The sequence below is a fragment of the Methylophaga sp. UBA3603 genome, from assembly GCF_002375335.1.
Lineage (GTDB): Bacteria > Pseudomonadota > Gammaproteobacteria > Nitrosococcales > Methylophagaceae > Methylophaga.
This window is the reverse complement of sequence record NZ_DFMC01000011.1, coordinates 22,306-38,731: the sequence shown is the minus strand read 5'-3', so window position 1 is coordinate 38,731 and position 16,426 is coordinate 22,306. Positions and strand designations below refer to the sequence as shown.

The 16,426-nt window shown below is 45.6% G+C and carries 19 protein-coding genes; 16 read left to right on the top strand and 3 right to left on the bottom strand.

All coding sequences use genetic code 11. The features are described from left to right. Positions 1-182: 182 nt before the first annotated feature. Entirely contained in the window at positions 183-2,306 is a 2,124-nt protein-coding gene (locus B4F66_RS14360) for a molybdopterin-containing oxidoreductase family protein (protein ID WP_292354269.1), read from the bottom strand. 440 nt (positions 2,307-2,746) lie between these two features. Here B4F66_RS14360 and tpx point away from each other — a divergent pair, with 440 nt between their 5' ends. The 6 genes from tpx (at position 2,747) to B4F66_RS14330 (ending at position 8,579) form a co-directional block, all read left to right on the top strand. Then, entirely contained in the window at positions 2,747-3,241 is a 495-nt protein-coding gene (tpx, locus tag B4F66_RS14355) for a thiol peroxidase (protein WP_292354271.1), read from the top strand. A 132-nt stretch (positions 3,242-3,373) separates the two neighbouring features. Beyond that, entirely contained in the window at positions 3,374-4,021 is a 648-nt protein-coding gene (locus tag B4F66_RS14350) for a hypothetical protein (protein WP_292354273.1), read from the top strand. A gap of 156 nt (positions 4,022-4,177) precedes the next feature. Then, complete coding sequence (locus tag B4F66_RS14345) at positions 4,178-4,642, top strand: (2Fe-2S)-binding protein (protein WP_292354275.1); 465 nt, start codon at positions 4,178-4,180, stop codon at positions 4,640-4,642. Beyond that, on the top strand, positions 4,639-6,957 hold the full coding sequence (locus B4F66_RS14340) for a xanthine dehydrogenase family protein molybdopterin-binding subunit (protein ID WP_292354277.1): 2,319 nt from the start codon (positions 4,639-4,641) through the stop codon (positions 6,955-6,957). Before B4F66_RS14345 ends, B4F66_RS14340 begins: the two co-directional genes overlap by 4 nt. 2 nt (positions 6,958-6,959) lie before the next feature. After that, a complete protein-coding gene (locus tag B4F66_RS14335) occupies positions 6,960-7,952 on the top strand; it encodes an XdhC family protein (RefSeq protein WP_292354279.1) in 993 nt (330 codons plus the stop codon). Further along, positions 7,953-8,579, top strand: a complete 627-nt coding sequence (locus B4F66_RS14330) for a nucleotidyltransferase family protein (protein WP_292354281.1) — start codon at positions 7,953-7,955, stop codon at positions 8,577-8,579. Here the strand turns inward: B4F66_RS14330 and B4F66_RS14325 are convergent. After that, entirely contained in the window at positions 8,576-9,307 is a 732-nt protein-coding gene (locus tag B4F66_RS14325) for a Crp/Fnr family transcriptional regulator (RefSeq protein WP_292354283.1), read from the bottom strand. The genes B4F66_RS14330 and B4F66_RS14325 overlap by 4 nt on opposite strands. A gap of 299 nt (positions 9,308-9,606) precedes the next feature. After that, on the bottom strand, positions 9,607-9,771 hold the full coding sequence (locus tag B4F66_RS14320; protein WP_292354285.1) for a DUF1328 domain-containing protein: 165 nt from the start codon (positions 9,769-9,771) through the stop codon (positions 9,607-9,609). Positions 9,772-9,983: 212 nt separating this feature from the next. On the opposite strand from B4F66_RS14320, the gene B4F66_RS14315 reads away from it, so the two are divergent. From B4F66_RS14315 to B4F66_RS14270, 10 genes are all read left to right on the top strand, one after another. Continuing rightward, the gene (locus B4F66_RS14315; RefSeq protein ID WP_292354287.1) at positions 9,984-10,169 is read left to right on the top strand and encodes a hypothetical protein; all 186 of its coding nucleotides are present in this window, start codon (positions 9,984-9,986) and stop codon (positions 10,167-10,169) included. A 79-nt stretch (positions 10,170-10,248) separates the two neighbouring features. Next, positions 10,249-10,518 carry an ElaB/YgaM/YqjD family protein gene (locus B4F66_RS14310; protein ID WP_292354289.1) on the top strand — a complete coding sequence of 90 codons (270 nt, stop codon included), beginning with the start codon at positions 10,249-10,251 and terminating at the stop codon, positions 10,516-10,518. Positions 10,519-10,566: 48 nt separating this feature from the next. Continuing rightward, positions 10,567-11,001, top strand: a complete 435-nt coding sequence (locus B4F66_RS14305; protein ID WP_292354291.1) for a phage holin family protein — start codon at positions 10,567-10,569, stop codon at positions 10,999-11,001. A gap of 76 nt (positions 11,002-11,077) precedes the next feature. Then, complete coding sequence (locus B4F66_RS14300; protein WP_292354293.1) at positions 11,078-11,434, top strand: hypothetical protein; 357 nt, start codon at positions 11,078-11,080, stop codon at positions 11,432-11,434. A gap of 41 nt (positions 11,435-11,475) precedes the next feature. Further along, the gene (locus tag B4F66_RS14295; RefSeq protein WP_292354295.1) at positions 11,476-11,667 is read left to right on the top strand and encodes a YjfB family protein; all 192 of its coding nucleotides are present in this window, start codon (positions 11,476-11,478) and stop codon (positions 11,665-11,667) included. 126 nt (positions 11,668-11,793) lie between these two features. Beyond that, positions 11,794-13,182, top strand: coding sequence for a sodium:solute symporter family protein (locus tag B4F66_RS14290; protein WP_292354297.1), 1,389 nt, complete (start codon positions 11,794-11,796; stop codon positions 13,180-13,182). Positions 13,183-13,207: 25 nt separating this feature from the next. Further along, the gene (locus tag B4F66_RS14285) at positions 13,208-13,468 is read left to right on the top strand and encodes a hypothetical protein (RefSeq protein ID WP_292354299.1); all 261 of its coding nucleotides are present in this window, start codon (positions 13,208-13,210) and stop codon (positions 13,466-13,468) included. A gap of 32 nt (positions 13,469-13,500) precedes the next feature. Beyond that, entirely contained in the window at positions 13,501-13,746 is a 246-nt protein-coding gene (locus tag B4F66_RS14280; protein ID WP_292354301.1) for a hypothetical protein, read from the top strand. Positions 13,747-13,892: 146 nt separating this feature from the next. Further along, positions 13,893-15,188, top strand: coding sequence for a TolC family protein (locus B4F66_RS14275; protein WP_292354303.1), 1,296 nt, complete (start codon positions 13,893-13,895; stop codon positions 15,186-15,188). Positions 15,189-15,192: 4 nt separating this feature from the next. Then, the gene (locus tag B4F66_RS14270) at positions 15,193-16,419 is read left to right on the top strand and encodes an efflux RND transporter periplasmic adaptor subunit (protein WP_292354305.1); all 1,227 of its coding nucleotides are present in this window, start codon (positions 15,193-15,195) and stop codon (positions 16,417-16,419) included. Positions 16,420-16,426 lie beyond the last annotated feature (7 nt).

Here is a 16,426-nt window from a genome sequence, read left to right as displayed (position 1 = left end):
ACGAGCAACGCAGAGTGGCGCTTTTTCAGTCACAACCCGAAGGGCTGGGACTATTTTTGTGGCCGCCTGCGTTGTCAATCACTTATGTAGGAAGACTACACTGCGTGCTTTCCGCCTTGTCGGACACAAAAATAGCCGCCAGCAGTGGTGGATATGAAAGATAAACAAGCCCTAGGGCTTATTTATCTAATAGCCTCCACCTGCACCAGATTATCGGTGAAGGTTGGTGCATGCCCCATATCAACAAACTCTGCTGAACTGACACAGTTCACTGTGCCATTATTGCGTTGACGCCAATATCCCAGCGTAGCTACAACAATACCCGGGCTGACATCTTCGGTGATTTGTGCCTTGGCATCAAAACCACCCCGGTCATTAAATACCCGAACAGTATCTCCCTGCTGGATCTGTCTGAGATCGGCATCAGCAGCACTGATCATGACAAACTGATCGCCTTGTGCTTTAAGCTTGTTGTCTATGTTGGCGTAACAGGAATTCAAAAAGCCATGACTTTTCGGTGAAATGATATTCAAGGGGAAACGTTTAGCCAGTTCCGGATTGGTCTGTGGTGTTTCTCTTGAAGCCACATAATCCGGCAGGCTATCCAGCGGTTCACCAGGCTGAAAACCGTCATACATTTGTCTGAATGGGCCGGCAACAAAGTTGGTGGCATCATCAATACGGAAATGACATTTGCCGGTAGCCGTTGGAAAATTACCGGCCTTGTGCGGTGCCCGGTTATCTCGGGTGCCAACATTAAGGCGGGCATAACCATGTTCACGCAGATAGGCTAAATCAATTCCTTCACAGGCTGGAGAATCCCAGTCCACATAATTTTCCAGACACTCACTGTCATTCCATTTGAAGTTTTCTTCTTCATAACCCATTTTGGCTGCAAGCCGGCGGAAAATTTCATTATTAGGAATAGCTTCACCGGGAGACTCAACACATTTTTCGTTGTAGGTAAGATAGAGATGGCCCCATGACAACACCATATCTTCCATCTCGGCACCCATCGATGCAGGTAAAACGATATCGGCAAATGACGCCGTATCTGAGAGAAAATGTTCGGCTGACACCAAGAATAAATCTTCCCGCATCAGTCCTGCCACGATCTTGTCTGTTTCAGCCGCCTGGGTAACAGGATTGGCATTCCAGCACATCATCGATTTGATCGGAATATCCAGATTCATTTCATTGGTTAAGGCCCGGCCAATCTGAATGGCATTAATCACCCGCGTACCTTCTGGGATTAAATCCGGTCGGCAGATCACATCAAATTTATAGGGATGTTCCCACACCGGGAACTGCAAAGCGCCACCGCCAACATGTCGCCATGCACCCACCAATGCCGGTAAACTGCTGATAGCACGAATTGCCTGACCACCACCATAATTACGTTCCAGGGCAACACCCAGACGGATGGCTGCAGGTTGCGTGGTGGCAAATTCACGAGCTAACTGACGAATATCGTGAGCGCTTACTCCGGTAATTTCTTCGGCCCATTCTGGTGTTCTTTGTTTGGCCCGTTCGGCTAATTCTTCATAACCGACGGTGTAGTTATCAACATAGTCCTGATCTACCAAGCCTTCTTCGATGATGGTGTGCATCATTGCCATAGCCAGAGCACCATCGGTGCCTGGTCTTGGGGAAATATGCCAATCAGCTTCTTTAGCGGTTTTGGATTTGTACGGATCGATAACAATCACTTTAGCACCACGTTTCTGGGCATCTTTCACAATATGCCAGTGATGCAGATTGGTGCTGACGGAGTTACAGCCCCAGATGATGATGTACTTGGAATGAATAAAACTTTCGGGGTCCACACCGGCCGTCGGACCGACGGTTAACAACCATGCAGTGCATGAGCCTTCACCACAAAAAGTCCGCTCACAAACTGTGGCACCCATTTTGTTGAAGAAAGCATCACCACCGTTTAACCCGTGTACCAGGCCCTGATTGCCGAGATAGCTATAAGGGATAATGGCTTGTGGGCCATATTCTTCAATAATCGCTTTCCAGCGGTCGGTGATTTCGGTCAGTGCGTCATCCCAGCTGATTTGTTCAAACTGACCACTGCCTTTAGGGCCAACTCGACGCATCGGATGTAAAACGCGATCGGGATGATAATGACGTTTTTCGTAATCTTTGAGTTTGACGCACAATCCACCACGCGTCATTGGATGCTCGGGATTACCACGAACTGAGATTAACTGACCGTTTTCGACTTCATATACCATTGAACAGGTATCAGGGCAGTCATGCGGACAGCCGCCGTGATGGGTGGTTTTCATTACACTGGCCATGGCTATTTGCCTCCCGAGCTCATTATCAATAAGATTTTTTGACTATACACCAGACTGCCACGGGAATTTTGCCCGCTGTTAACCGCTAGTTCTGAGCTTACACCCTATTGTTTATATTGGAAAATTTATACATGATTCAGCATTTATATAGCCTACTGATTTGAGATTTATGACGGTATATTTTGAGTATTGGGAGTAATCGCCCTATCTTTGTAAATTTAGGCGTAAATCAGCAAGCTAAACATGTCAGTATGCTTAATTCGAAACCAACCCGGTTAACTAAGGTTAAAGACAATAATCTTCTTCGTCTCTAGGGTGGAGTCACTATAGGGCTTCACATTAGCGAGTGTGTTTTCTTCTCCCGATACGTATAGATTTGACTTCCCAATGCTTGGGTGTAGGCTCGCTGTTCTGTTTGATAATTAGTAAGGAGGAACATCATGGCAACAGTTACTTTGAAAGGAAATCCATTTGAGACCGTGGGTAATCTGCCAAAAGTGGGCGATAAAGCGCCTGGTTTTTCAGTAGTAAAAGACGATCTGTCTGATCTGAATTTAACGGATATCAGTGGTCGCATCGTACTGAATATTTTTCCATCCATTGATACTGACACCTGTGCAATGTCAGTTCGTCAATTTAATCAAAAAGCTACGGCGCTTGATAACACCACGGTAGTCTGTATCTCAAAAGACCTGCCTTTCGCTTTGGCCCGCTTCTGTGGTGCTGAAGGTCTGCATAAGGTTGAAGTTGGTTCAGCATTCCGTTCAAGTTTTGGTGAAGACTATGGCGTTACGGTTAAAACCGGACCGTTAAAAGGTCTGTTATCCCGTGCAGTCGTCGTCATTGATGAAAACGGTAAAGTTATTTACACCGAACAGGTAGCTGAAACCGCTGATGAACCGGATTATGACGCTGCTTTAAAAGTCTTGAATTGATTAACCTGTAGCGCCGGATAAAAAATCCCGATGCTGATCATCGGGATTTTTTTATGTTTGCTTGCTGCGCCTGCTGAACATTTTTAGTTATTGTTCTGTCCCAGAAATAGTGATTATTAGAGAACTGGCGATATGGATAATCTGGATCAACTTTTTGCCTCGGTGGCGGTGATCGCGGAGTTTCATCCGAAGCTGAAGGCTATCCGTTTCTGGCAGGACAGCAATACTTTAGAGTTCCATTCATCTGTTATTTTTTATGACAGGACGCTGGAGCCCCGTGAAGAATTGGAGGCAGATATCGCTAATATAGCGACTCAACTGGCATTGGCGGCGTTACCGGACTACCATGCATTTTGTGTGGATCTGGAGCATTTGTTTGATGGCGCGCAGCCTTCTGGACCAATAGCACAACTGACCGACGTGGACTGGCGTACCTTTCGTAAAATTTCTTCGTATGCCCAGTACTGGAAACAACGCAGTCCGAGAGAAGTCAACAAACTGATTACCTTTGTAATGGCCGTTCCGGTATTCAGTCGCCTGGCAGGACAATTAATCGTGCAAAGTCAGAATGCCACTGAAAACCAGATTTTTGAGCAGATAGCTCAGCAACAAGGTTCTTTTATTATGGGCGGCAAGCGTTTCCGGGAGCTATTTCGTCAGGAAATAGATACCGCTTATAACGAAGCCAAACTTTTGGTCTCAACCTTTCGTGGCACCAAAACCGATGAAGCTCCTCGTATTGTGAACGGCATGTTGGAGTCGATGGTGACTAAATCTTAGCGATTCCAACAGCTTTTATATGCAACTTTACGATAATTTCGTATCGTTAATCTAACCATAATATGCAGCTGATAACGTTGTCAGCAGACCCAAGGACTTGAGACTTAACAAGCTCTAAGGCCCGTTACGTTTTCATTAATTACAGGAAAAGCCCTCATGAAATTATCAGTCAATGGCGAGAGCCATGAAGTTAATTTGCCTGAAGATATGCCCATTCTTTGGACTTTACGCGATGTGCTGGGCATGACCGGCACTAAATTTGGTTGTGGCAAAGCACTGTGCGGTGCGTGTACTGTAATGCTCGATGGCCAGCCAATTCGTTCCTGTTCAACCCCGATAAGTGCAGCACAAGGCAAACAAATCACTACCGTGGAAGCCGTCAGTAAAGATAAAGTTGGCCAGGCAATTCAGCAGGCCTGGGTAGAGCTTGGTGTGCCGCAATGTGGTTATTGTCAGTCTGGTCAAGTGGTCTCTGCTACCGCTTTATTACGCGATAATCCGGACCCAAGTGATGCTGATATTGATAATGCGATGAGTGGCAATATCTGTCGATGTGGCACATATAACCGAATACGAGATGCGATTAAATTGGCAGCCACCAACAACGGAGGTGCCCAATGAATACCTCACTGAAAAATGAAAGCCTGCAAACTGAAATCACTAATATCAGTCGCCGTAATCTGTTAAAAGGCTTTGCCTTAACGGGTTTTGTATTAGCTGTAGGCATGCCTTTTAGTGGTTTTGCAGAAGATGAAGAAGCACCTAAATATGGACGAGACGCCATGCCGCATGGCTGGGTCGATAATCCATTGATATTTGTTGCGATAGCAGAAGATGGCAGTGTAACGATTGTCAGTCATCGTTCAGAAATGGGGCAGGGGGTGCGCACCAGCCTGCCGATGGTCGTGGCTGATGAACTTGAAGCTGACTGGGATCAGGTCAACGTTATCCAGGCCCCTGGTGATGAAGAACGTTATGGAAATCAGGATACCGATGGCTCACGCAGTGTAAGACACTTCTTTATGCCGATGCGAAATGTAGGTGCAGCAGCCAGAATGATGCTGGAGGCGGCTGCGGCAGCTCATTGGGGTGTGGGAGTTGATGAGGTTTTCGCTGAAAATCACCAAATCAAACATCGGCCTTCCGGCAAAGTACTGGGTTACGGAGAGTTAGCAAAAGCCGCCGCAGCATTGGATGTTCCAGAACGCGAAACATTGCGTTTAAAAACTCCGGATCAGTTCCGTTATATCGGTAAACAATCTACCAGGCTGATTGATGGTGAAGATATTGTTACCGGCAAAGCTATCTACGGTATTGATGTGCAAGTTGACGGGATGGTGCATGCGGTAATTGCCCGGCCTCCGGTTTATGGTGGCAAAGTAAAGTCGTTTGATGACAGTGAAGCCATGAAAGTCCCCGGCGTGATTAAAGTCGTTACCTTGGAAGGCAGCCCACCACCTGCTGTATTTAATCCTTTAGGCGGTGTGGCCGTGATTGCTGAAAATACCTGGGCGGCCATGCAAGGGCGTGAAAAGCTGAAAATCGAGTGGGATCATGGCGAAAATGCCAGTTATAACACTGATGAATACCGCCAGAAAATGCTGGAAGCCGCTTCAAATTCTGGCGGAAAAGTACTCCGTAGCAGTGGTGATGTTGCAAAAGCGTTAGAAACGGCAGATAAAACTTACAAAGCAGATTATTACATTCCGCATCTGTCTCAGGCACCAATGGAACCTCCCGTTGCTACAGCCCGAATTCAGGATGGCAAATGTGAAGTGTGGGCACCCACCCAGGCACCGCAAGCCAGTAAAGATACCGTTGCCAAATGGCTGGAAATGTCACCAGTAGATGTCACCATTCATGTCACATTATTGGGGGGTGGCTTTGGTCGTAAATCTAAGCCCGACTATTTGGTCGAAGCCGCATTAATTTCCAAAGCAATGGAGGGTCGTGCTGTACAGGTTACCTGGTCTCGTGAAGACGATATACACAATGGCTATCTGCATACTGTTTCAATAGAACATCTTGAAGCCGCGGTGAATGCTGATGGTAGAACCACAGCATGGTTACATCGCACTGTAGCACCCTCAATATCATCAACTTTTGATGCGTCTTCAGTTCATCAAATGCCGATTGAACTGGGGATGGGGGTAATGAATATCCCGTTTGCAATCGACAACGTTCAAATAGAAAACCCGGAAGCCAAAGCTCATACCCGGATTGGCTGGTTCCGTTCGGTGGCCAATATTCCACGGGCGTTTGCGATCCAATCCTTTATCGCTGAAATGGCCCATGATTTGGATCGTGATCACAAAGCATTTTTATTGGAACTGATTGGACCGGCACGGAAAATTAATCCGGTTGAGCTGAACGATGAATGGAATTATGGGGAATCGCCGGAAAAATATCCTTTAGACACAGGCAGATTACGCCGGGTAGTCGAAGCGGTATGTGAAAAAGCCAACTGGGGACGTGACTTACCGGCTGGGCGAGGGTTAGGGCTGGCAACGCATTACAGTTTTGTCAGTTATACCGCCGCTATTGTAGAGGTAGAAGTTTCTGATGAGGGTGAATTAACCATCCCTAGAATAGATATTGCTGTGGATTGTGGGCCTCAGGTAAACCCGGAGCGAATACGCTCACAGATGGAAGGGGCCTGCATCATGGGTGTCAGCCTGGCCACCGTCGGTGAAATCAGTTTTAAAGACGGTGCGGTTGAACAGGATAATTTTGATAGTTATCAAGTGACTCGAATGAATGAATCGCCTCGCGAAATTCATGTGCATTTGTTGCCGATGGAAGATTTCAGCCAGCCATTAGGTGGAATAGGTGAACCAGGCCTACCGCCGATTGCGCCAGCATTATGCAATGCTATTTTTGCTGCGACCGGTAAGCGGATCCGTAACTTACCTATTCGCTATCAACTGGAAAGCTGATTATGGACAGTGTCGATCTTTCAGTCTTTAAAACACTGCAGAAATGGCTGGAAGCCGATTTGACGGTATGGCTGGTGACGGTGGTGAAAACCTTCGGATCCAGCCCGCGTCAACCGGGCGCCATGCTGGTTTTACGCAGTGATGGTGTGTTGGTCGGATCGGTTTCCGGAGGCTGTATTGAAGATGATCTGGCCAATAAAGCGGTGTCAGGTGAATTGCCAACAGAGCAGGCCAAAGTAATGGTGTATGGCGTAACACGGGATGAAGCTCAACGCTTTAATCTGCCTTGTGGTGGCACATTGGAGCTGGTAGTTGAGCCCGTTAAAAATAGCGTATGGGTAGCTGAAATTCTCAATGCAATTAATGGCCATCGATTAATAAAACGTGAATTAAACCTTTCTTCGCTACACACCCATTGCAGCGATGCCAAAGCAACTGATATTCCAGTGCAAATCACTGATCAGCAGCTATCTGTAGTTTATGGACCAAGATGGCGATTATTGATTATTGGGGCAGGTCAGACATCGGCTTATCTGGCAAATATCGCACAGTCGCTGGATTATCAGGTATCGATCTGTGAGCCGCGTGATGCAATGCGGGAAAGCTGGGACGTGGGTGGAGTAGAGCTGCTCAATCTAATGCCGGATGATGCAGTGTTGGCCATGCAGCCAGATGCACATACCGCCATTGTGGCACTAACACATGATCCCAAACTGGATGATATGGCGTTATTGGAAGCGCTCAAGTCAGCTGCTTTTTATGTCGGTGCTCTGGGAAGCAAAAAAAATAATGCCAATCGCCGTCAACGCTTGGCGATGTTTGATTTGTCGGCAATGGAAATTGAGCGATTGCATGGACCAGTAGGTTTATCGATTGGCAGCCGAACACCGCCTGAAATTGCTATCGCCATATTAGCCGAGCTAATTCAGCTAAGACGATCAACAATGGTCAGAAAGCCATTCAGGGCTGAAGAAGTTCAATCTGTCTGTAATTAAATGAATCAGCAAAGGGCTCCCACCGGGATCATTCTGGCCGCTGGACAATCATCACGTTTTGGTGCGGACAAACTGTTACATGAGCTAACGATAGCGAACAAAAGGCAACTATTGATTCAACATACGCTGCAATTGTGGTGTTCTGTGTTTGATGAATTATGCATTGTAATCCGGCCGGATAATCTGTTGTTAAAAGAGGCAATTATTAGCTGGTCGGATCAACAGCATGAAAAAATTAATCTGATTGAAGCCGAGCAGGCAATGTCTGGCATGGGCCACAGTCTTAAAGCCGCCATCTCCGCAACAGCGGGAGCTGGTGGCTGGGTCATCGGTTTGGCCGATATGCCACTAATTCCACACGCCGTATTACGGCAGATTTGTGAGAGCTTACAGCAGGGTGCCGGCATTACGGCACCCTATTATGATGATCAACGTGGTCACCCGGTGGGATTTAATAGCGTTTATAAAGATGAGCTGATGGCGTTAGAGGGTGATACAGGTGCCAAAAACCTGTTACAGCGAGAAGTGGATAAGATTCACAAAATTATGACAATTGAAAGAGGGGTGTTAGCTGACGTTGATTCCATCGATGATGTGACTGTTATCGAGCGTTTAGGTAGGGTTTAGTCTTCTCTGGCCCAGTTGGAATGACTTTCTAAATAATTACGATCAAACCCGGAAATATCTATAAGACCTTCCAGATCCAGAATATGAATATCGCCATTATTCGACTCAAGTAACCCCTCATCACGCAGTACTTTAAAGGTACGACTTACATGTACTGAAGACAGGCTTAAGGTATCACCAATAATCGTTTGATTCATGGGTAATTCAAATTTGTCAGCTTCGACATTGAGCCTTACTTTCATCTCCACAATAAAGTGAGCCAGCCGCTCAACGGCGCTGCGTCGGCCGATATTAATGACCCGCTCAATCAGCATGGATTGCTCTCGGGCAAGGATCAAAAAAAACAAATCGGTCAACCGAGGCGCTTGATCGAAAATTTCAGTCAGACGCTGGCGTGGAAACGGGCAGGCTCTTACTTCCGTCAATGTACGGAATTCTGAAAGGTTTCGATCAAAACTGATTTCACGCAGACCTAGAATCTGGCCTGGCAGGAAAATATCCAATACCTGACGTTGTCCATCGGCAAGTGTGCGCATGGCACAGGCCCAGCCTGACTGGAGAGTGAAAAAACGTTCGGCTTTGCCGCCTTCTATAGCCATTGGCTGATCGGCCTCAAAATTTCGGGGATCTTTTTCCAATGCTTGTAACAAACTGATTTCATGTTGGTTGAGATCAGCGAATTTTTGAAACTGATGAACTATACAACTCTCAGTCAAAGGTGAGCTCATAAGCGTTCCTAATATCAACATAAGATAATATGATGGGGATGAAATATACCCCGGAAATATGCGAAGTCAATCTAATAAATTAGCGTTAATCCAAAAAAAAGACACCACCCGAAAAACGGGCGGTGCCAAAAGGTAACCATCTAACAATTTGGTGAGCATAGCCTACCAAATAAATTAAATGGCTGGGGTGACTTTATCTCATTTCGATCCTGCGCTATTACTAGGATCAGATTTATAATCTAACCCTTATTTTTTGTATTATTTATTTAAATTTTTAAATCGTTGGAGATTGGGTTAAGTTAAAGTGGTGGTCTACGGCCGGTGATAAAAAATATCAGTGCAAGCACCAAACCGATCACAAATAGAATCCATGCAATACTGCTTGCAGTTCCTGCAACACCACTTAAGCCTAAAACACCGGCAATAATTGCAATAATAAGAAATGTTAACGCCCAACTAATCATGGTATGTCCTTGTTAGAGTTGAATGGAGTTACACCATAGGATTTTTAAAAAAAAAGCTCCTTAACACAGGTTAAAGCGAAATTTAACTCAAAAAGTTAGCTTGAGAGTACACTTGAAAAAGTGAATCGAAAGATGTTTCACTGATTCAAAATTTATAATCAATTTATACACTTTTTACGATGTTTAATTTCTTTAATATGAGGTAAATGATTATGTTCCAAAATACCGATTCAAATTCATTTCGCTTTTTATCCAAAGTCTTGTTAATGGCTTTTGTTTTATCTGGTGCAGGTTTTCTCACAGCGTGTGAGGATCAAGGTCCAGCAGAAGAAGCAGGTGAGGCCATCGATGAAAGCGTTGAAGAAAGTGGAGACGCAATAGAAGAGGCAACCGATTAATTTTGAAGTAATCGGGTTAACACCGGTGTCTAAGATATAGCGGTATCAATCAGTAAAACTAATTCAAGGAGATAGTCAAATGGCAACTCAAGCTAGTAATCAGGAACTTCAGGAACAACTGGATAACTTACGTAAGGATTTTGCAGAAGTTACAAAGACGTTAAGAGAGATGACCTCCGCTTATGCCAAAGAGAGCCAGGACCGTGTTAAAGTCGCAGCAGGACAAGCACAGGACCAAGTGAAAGAGTCGTTTGGCAAAGTCCAAAGCGAAGTAGAGAGCCACCCTTACAGTAGTATGGCTGTCGCCTTTGGTGTTGGTTTGGTTCTCGGTAAAATTTTGGATCGGTAATTCCATTCCCATCTCAACTATAATGGAAACAAGCCACAGGAGAAATATATGGGCTGGCGATCAAGAGTACAAATTAATACTGTCGCGCTAGCAGTAGCAACACTGCTAGGCATATTTGCCCTTGGCTTCGCTGGTTTTGCTGTTTATCTTGCGTTATTGATTCATTATCCACCAGATATTGCTGCCATCATCACCGCGGGTGGTTATGTGTTAACTGCCATACTGGTGATGTTGGTAGCAAAGTTTGCTGTTTACCGCACAAAACAAGCATCACCAAGTTTCCAGACCTCCAATAAACCCGATGTAGATGATTTGGAGAATGTGCTGCAAGCAGTTATTACTCCTGCGCTCAGCAAGTTTGTACATCAGCATCCTGGTAAATCGGTTTTAGCGACTTTACTTGCCGGGTTGGTTGTCGGTTACAATGAGGATACGCGTAATAAGGCAAAAGACGTATTTAAGCGTTTCTTTGAAGAAAAATAATGCTTTTCTGACCCGCTAATTCGCTGGTCATCAAAAGTTATTAACATTCAGTTCATTGACGTCAGGCAGGTGTGCTGTGGGAAAAAAACTGAATCGTACTGCTGGTAAAGTGCGGATTGAAGCGTTGCAACACCAGCGTAAGGAACGGATTAGCAAGGCGGGTCTGTTACTTGAAAGATGGGGACAGCAGGATAGAATGCCGGTAACTGGTGAGCTGGAACTAAGTGAAGTCGATCCTGAATTTATAGAGGATCAAATGACAGCAGAAGTGCTCAGTTCATTAACGGCTGAAAAAATGCGTATTGTCCGCCAACATTGGTCTGCAGGTCACTCAGCTGCTGAGATTGCTGAGATGGAAGATCAGCCACGAAATGAAATACGGCAGGTGTTGGGGTTTGTTGTAGAACAAATTGCCGATAAAGTTTTGAAATAAGCTGCCGATATAGCATTTAGATAAGTTTTTAGGGAGGCATAATGGATACAACAAATGTTGCTGCAATGGCAAGTCAGTTGTCCGTTCAGCAGTCTGCCCAGCAACAAATGGTTGCGACGCTTAAACTCAGCAATGATCAGATTGAGGCCCAAGGCCAGGCGGTATTGAAGTTACTGGATGCAGTTCCAGTGCCGCAGGGAAATTTAGGCAATATCATTAACGTGAAAGTATGACAAGAAGTTAACGCTACATACTACAAGTTTAATTAAAACCACCCCAGACATTGTGCTCGGGTGGTTTTTTAATGCCTGAAAAACACGTAAGCTTCTACCAAACTTCATTTTCTTGGATAAGTGGATATGGAAACCCTTGTTGTAATTATTTACCTGTTTTTTGTATTGCTTATAGGCTTGTGGGCCGGACGGGGCATAAAAACCATGCACGAGTATGCTCTGGCAGGAAAATCTTTTGGCATGCTGGTGATATTTGCCACTTTATCGGCATCATTTATCGGTGGTGGTTTTTCCATGGGAAATGCTGAAAAGGTATTTCTGGTTGGCATCAGTAATATTGTTGCCTTATGGGACTTTAGCATAAAAGAAATTCTGGTCGCTCGATATATTGCTCCGCAAATGATGCGTTATCCAAATGCCATTTCAGTGGGCGATATTATGGATGAACATTACGGTAAAGGCGCTCGACTCTTCAGTGGTGTATTTTCGCTCGCTCTATGTGCGGGGATCCTTGGTGCCCAAATTGGTGCTATGGGGTATGTGTTTAACCTGTTTCTTGATGTTGATCGTGTGTGGGGTGTATTAATCGGTTGCGGCATCGTTATCGCCTATTCAACGGTTGGTGGAATGCGTTCCGTAGTCTGGACCGATATTATTCAATTTATCGTGCTGGCGTTCGGCATTCCCATGACATTATATTTTGGTTTACAGCATGTTGGCGGCTGGCAAGCCATGCAAAACAATTTACCTGCAACGCACTTTACCTTGCCCACAGAACCGTTGGCAGTTATTGCATTATTATCGTTATTTATGACTTTCATGCTGGGTGAAACCTTGGTACCACCCTATCTGCAACGGTTGTTAATTGGTAAAAGCAGTAAAGATGTTATTCGTGGGTCATTATTAAGCGGATTGTTCTCGATCCCATTTTTTGCCATCACCGGTTTGATTGGTTTAGTGGCATTAGCCATGCAGCCTTCTTTAGATGCTAATTTAGCGATGCCTTATGTCATTCAACAGGCTGTGCCACCAATCCTGCAAGGTATTGTGGCAGCAGCCATTGTGTCTATCATTATGTCTTCAGCAGATTCGTTTTTAAATTCGGCATCAATTGCCTTTAGTAATGATATTGTCAGGCCATTACGCAAAAAACCATTAACGGCTACAGTAGAATTAATGCTCGCTCGTGTGGTCACATTACTGGTGGGCATTGCTTCAATGGTTTTTGCTTTATCGATTGATAGCGTGATCGATATTCTGATTTATGCGTATAACTTTTGGGCGCCAACTGTATTAGTGCCTTTGACGATGGCGATTCTGGGCTGTTATGTAAGTCGTAAACGGTTTATTGCAGGAGCGGTGGCTGGAATCGGTTCTGCCATTGTCTGGAATGCGGTATTACAGCAGCCATGGCAGATTGATGCTTTGGTTGTTGGTTTTTTTGCCAACTTAATTGCCTTTACTTGCGTTGATAGACCGGCTGCAAAAGCCGCGAAACTGGCGGATGTTCAATAGCCAGACATTGCTAAGGAATAACAAGATGAAATTAACGATAACCTGTCTTCAACGACTACTGATATTACCGATACTGGCGGCTATGAGTAGTTGTGCTGCTTATAGTGTAGTCAACAGTGATCGTTATTCGGGATCATCCAGCGCAGTACCTGCTGAATATATACCCTCACCGGGTTTTTGCCGTATCTGGTACAAAAACCGTGCTCCCGATCAGCAACCGGCCCAGGGTGACTGTGAAATATTGAAACAGAATATTCCTGATAATGCCGTGTTGTTAAAAGGCTGACTTTAACGATGCAATCACGCTAGAATTGCTTTATGGTTAACCGCTTACGCATACTGACCGCTATCTTTGTTATCATCAATTTATTGATGGTCAGTGGCGTTACTGCGTCCGTTGCTCACCTCCCAGATGATCATTATTCAGCCCATTTAAGCATTGCGCATAGTCATGCTGATCACGACTATCAGCATGAGGATATTGATCATGATCATCATCTGCATCTGCACCTGGTTGCTGATTTAGTCAGTTATTCACTATTTTTTTCAGGCGCGGACGGCTGATGCCGTTGCCAACGCCACTAGCAGTCAGCTGGTTACTTTGTATTATTCCCCTCTGTTACCTCCCCCTAACGCTTAACTTCATAACGTTTTAAACAATTTAATGTTTAGCTGCTGGCTTTTCAGCTGGTGGTGTTATGGAGTTCATCATGAATTATCAAATAAATTCGCTCGCTGACAGGGTATTGATGCCGCTGTTGCTGACCTCTTTATTGTTGGCGGCGTCAGCCGTGCACGCAGATAAACAAACAAGTCTGAATCTGGCCACAGCGCTAGAGCGCACGTTATTACAAAGCCCGAGACTACAACAGTTTCCCTATCAGCAACGTGCACTCGAAGCGCAGAAGCTACAGGCTGGGTTGCCACCCAATCCGCAATTACAGGCAGATTTGGAAAATGTGCTGGGTACCGGCAATAGCCGGGGTCTTTCCGGTGCGGAATTCACTTTATCGTTAAGCCAGCTTGTTGAAATGGGCGATAAACGGCAAAAACGCGTCGATCTGGTCGATGCCAAATCCAATCAATTGCAACAGCAATTTGAGATCCAGCGTCTGGACACGCTTTCTGATGTGACCGCTAAATATCTGCAGGCATTAAGAATAGATGCTTTATTAAGCTGGAACCAGAAGCGTATTCAGATTGAGCAGCAGGCCCTGGAGGTTATACAAAAACGGGCTGCCGCCGGAGCGGTTGGTCAGGCAGATGTTTTACGTATGCAACTGTTGCTTGAACGTTCTGAATCCAGACAGCAACAGCTAAATGGACAACGCAAACTTGCTTATCAGCAAGTTGCAGCCAGTTGGGGAGAAGAAGTCGATTTTGCCGAACTGGAAGGGCAATTGAAGCAACTGCCAACTTTGCCAGAACAGAATACCTTGGAACAGGCCATTCTGCATTCCCCGGCCTTCTTACAGAGCCATAGCTTAATCCGCTTGCGTGAAGCCCAATTACGTCTGAGTGAAGCCAAATCCAGAGCTGATTTAAGCTTTGGCGCCGGTGTTCGACGTCTTGAAGGGCAAAACGATAATGCTTTGGTGTTCAGTTTTTCGATGCCGTTGCAGTTTTACGACCGTAATCAGGGCAATATCGCCGCCGCCCACGCGGACTATGAAGCCGGAATTTTGCAGCAACAGCTGACCCAAACTGAATCACGGATGGCTTTATTGGAAATCTATCAGGCCATGCTGAATAACCATCAACAAATTGATCGGCTACAAAAAACACTGACGCCTTTGACTCAGGAGCTGCTGAAACAAACCGAAACCGGTTATCAATCAGGCCAATACAACGTCTTGCAATGGATTGATGCGCAACGCGAAGCATTCACTGTTGAACGTGATCTGATTGAAGCACAAACCGCTGTGCATACCCAGTTACTTGAACTGGAACGGTTAACCGGGATGCCTTTAAGCCGATCAATCTTTACCGCCAGTTATCAGGAATAGTCCAATGAAATTAATCATCTTATTTTTTAGCCTGCTGGCACTGTCGAGTTCAGTGGTTCTAGCGGCGACCGATCATGCTCATAGTGAACCGCATGATCACGAAGAAACCTTGGAAGGACCGCATGGCGGAAGGTTATTGGAAAATGAAAACTTTGCGGTAGAAATAACCATTTATGAACAGGGCGTACCGCCGGAAATGCGGGTTTATGCCTATGAAAATGGAAAGCCAGTCGATCCTCAGCAGATCAATTTAACGGTAACCTTAACTCGGCTGGACGATGAACAGAATCTTATCGACTTTACGACCGAAGCTGATTATCTGTTAGGGGATACGGTTATAGACGAACCACATTCATTTGAAGTGGTTGTGGAAGCCGAATATCAGGGTAAGTCCCATCATTGGCACTATGAAAGTTTTGAAGGTCGCAGCACGATATCGGATCGCATGATAACGCTGGCAGGAATAGAAACTGAGTCAGCTGGACCACAAACCCTATCAATAACCAATTCCCTCTATGGTGTAGTCAGTGTAGCGGAGGACCGCCAGTATCGGGTGCATGCGCCGTACCCCGGCATTATTGAATCGGTGATGGTTAATACCGGCGATAAAGTCAAAAAAGGTCAGGTGTTAGTGACCGTGCGTAATCAAACCACTTTGCAAAACTACTCTATCCGCAGTCCGGCCAACGGTGAGGTCACCAGGCGTATGGCCAATGCCGGTGATCACACTGATATGGGCAGTTTGCTGGAAGTCAGTGATTTATCCCGAGTCTGGGTTGAGCTGTCGATGTTCCCAGCTGATATCGAACAATTACGGGTCGGTATGCCGGTCAAGGTAAAGGATTTACATCAACATGAATCAGCTGAGGGAAAAATTAGCTACATCTCTCCCAAAATGACCGGAGGTCACATTGCCCGGGCTCGTGCTGAAATTACCAATGCAGAAGGGCATTGGCGACCCGGTATGCATGTCAACGCTGAAGTGACAGTTGAACAATACCCTGCGGAGCTGGCAGTAAAACACAGCGCCATTCAAAGTTATCGGGATATGCCGGTGGTGTTTGTCCAAAATGGCAATACTTTTGAAGTCAGAATGCTCACGTTTGGCAAACGGGGAGCGGACTATATCGAAGTGCTTTCGGGGTTAAAACCAGGCAGCCAGTATGTGACGACAAACAGTTTTCTGCTCAAGGCCGAGATGCTTAAATCCGGCGCCAGCCATGATCACTAGGAATTAA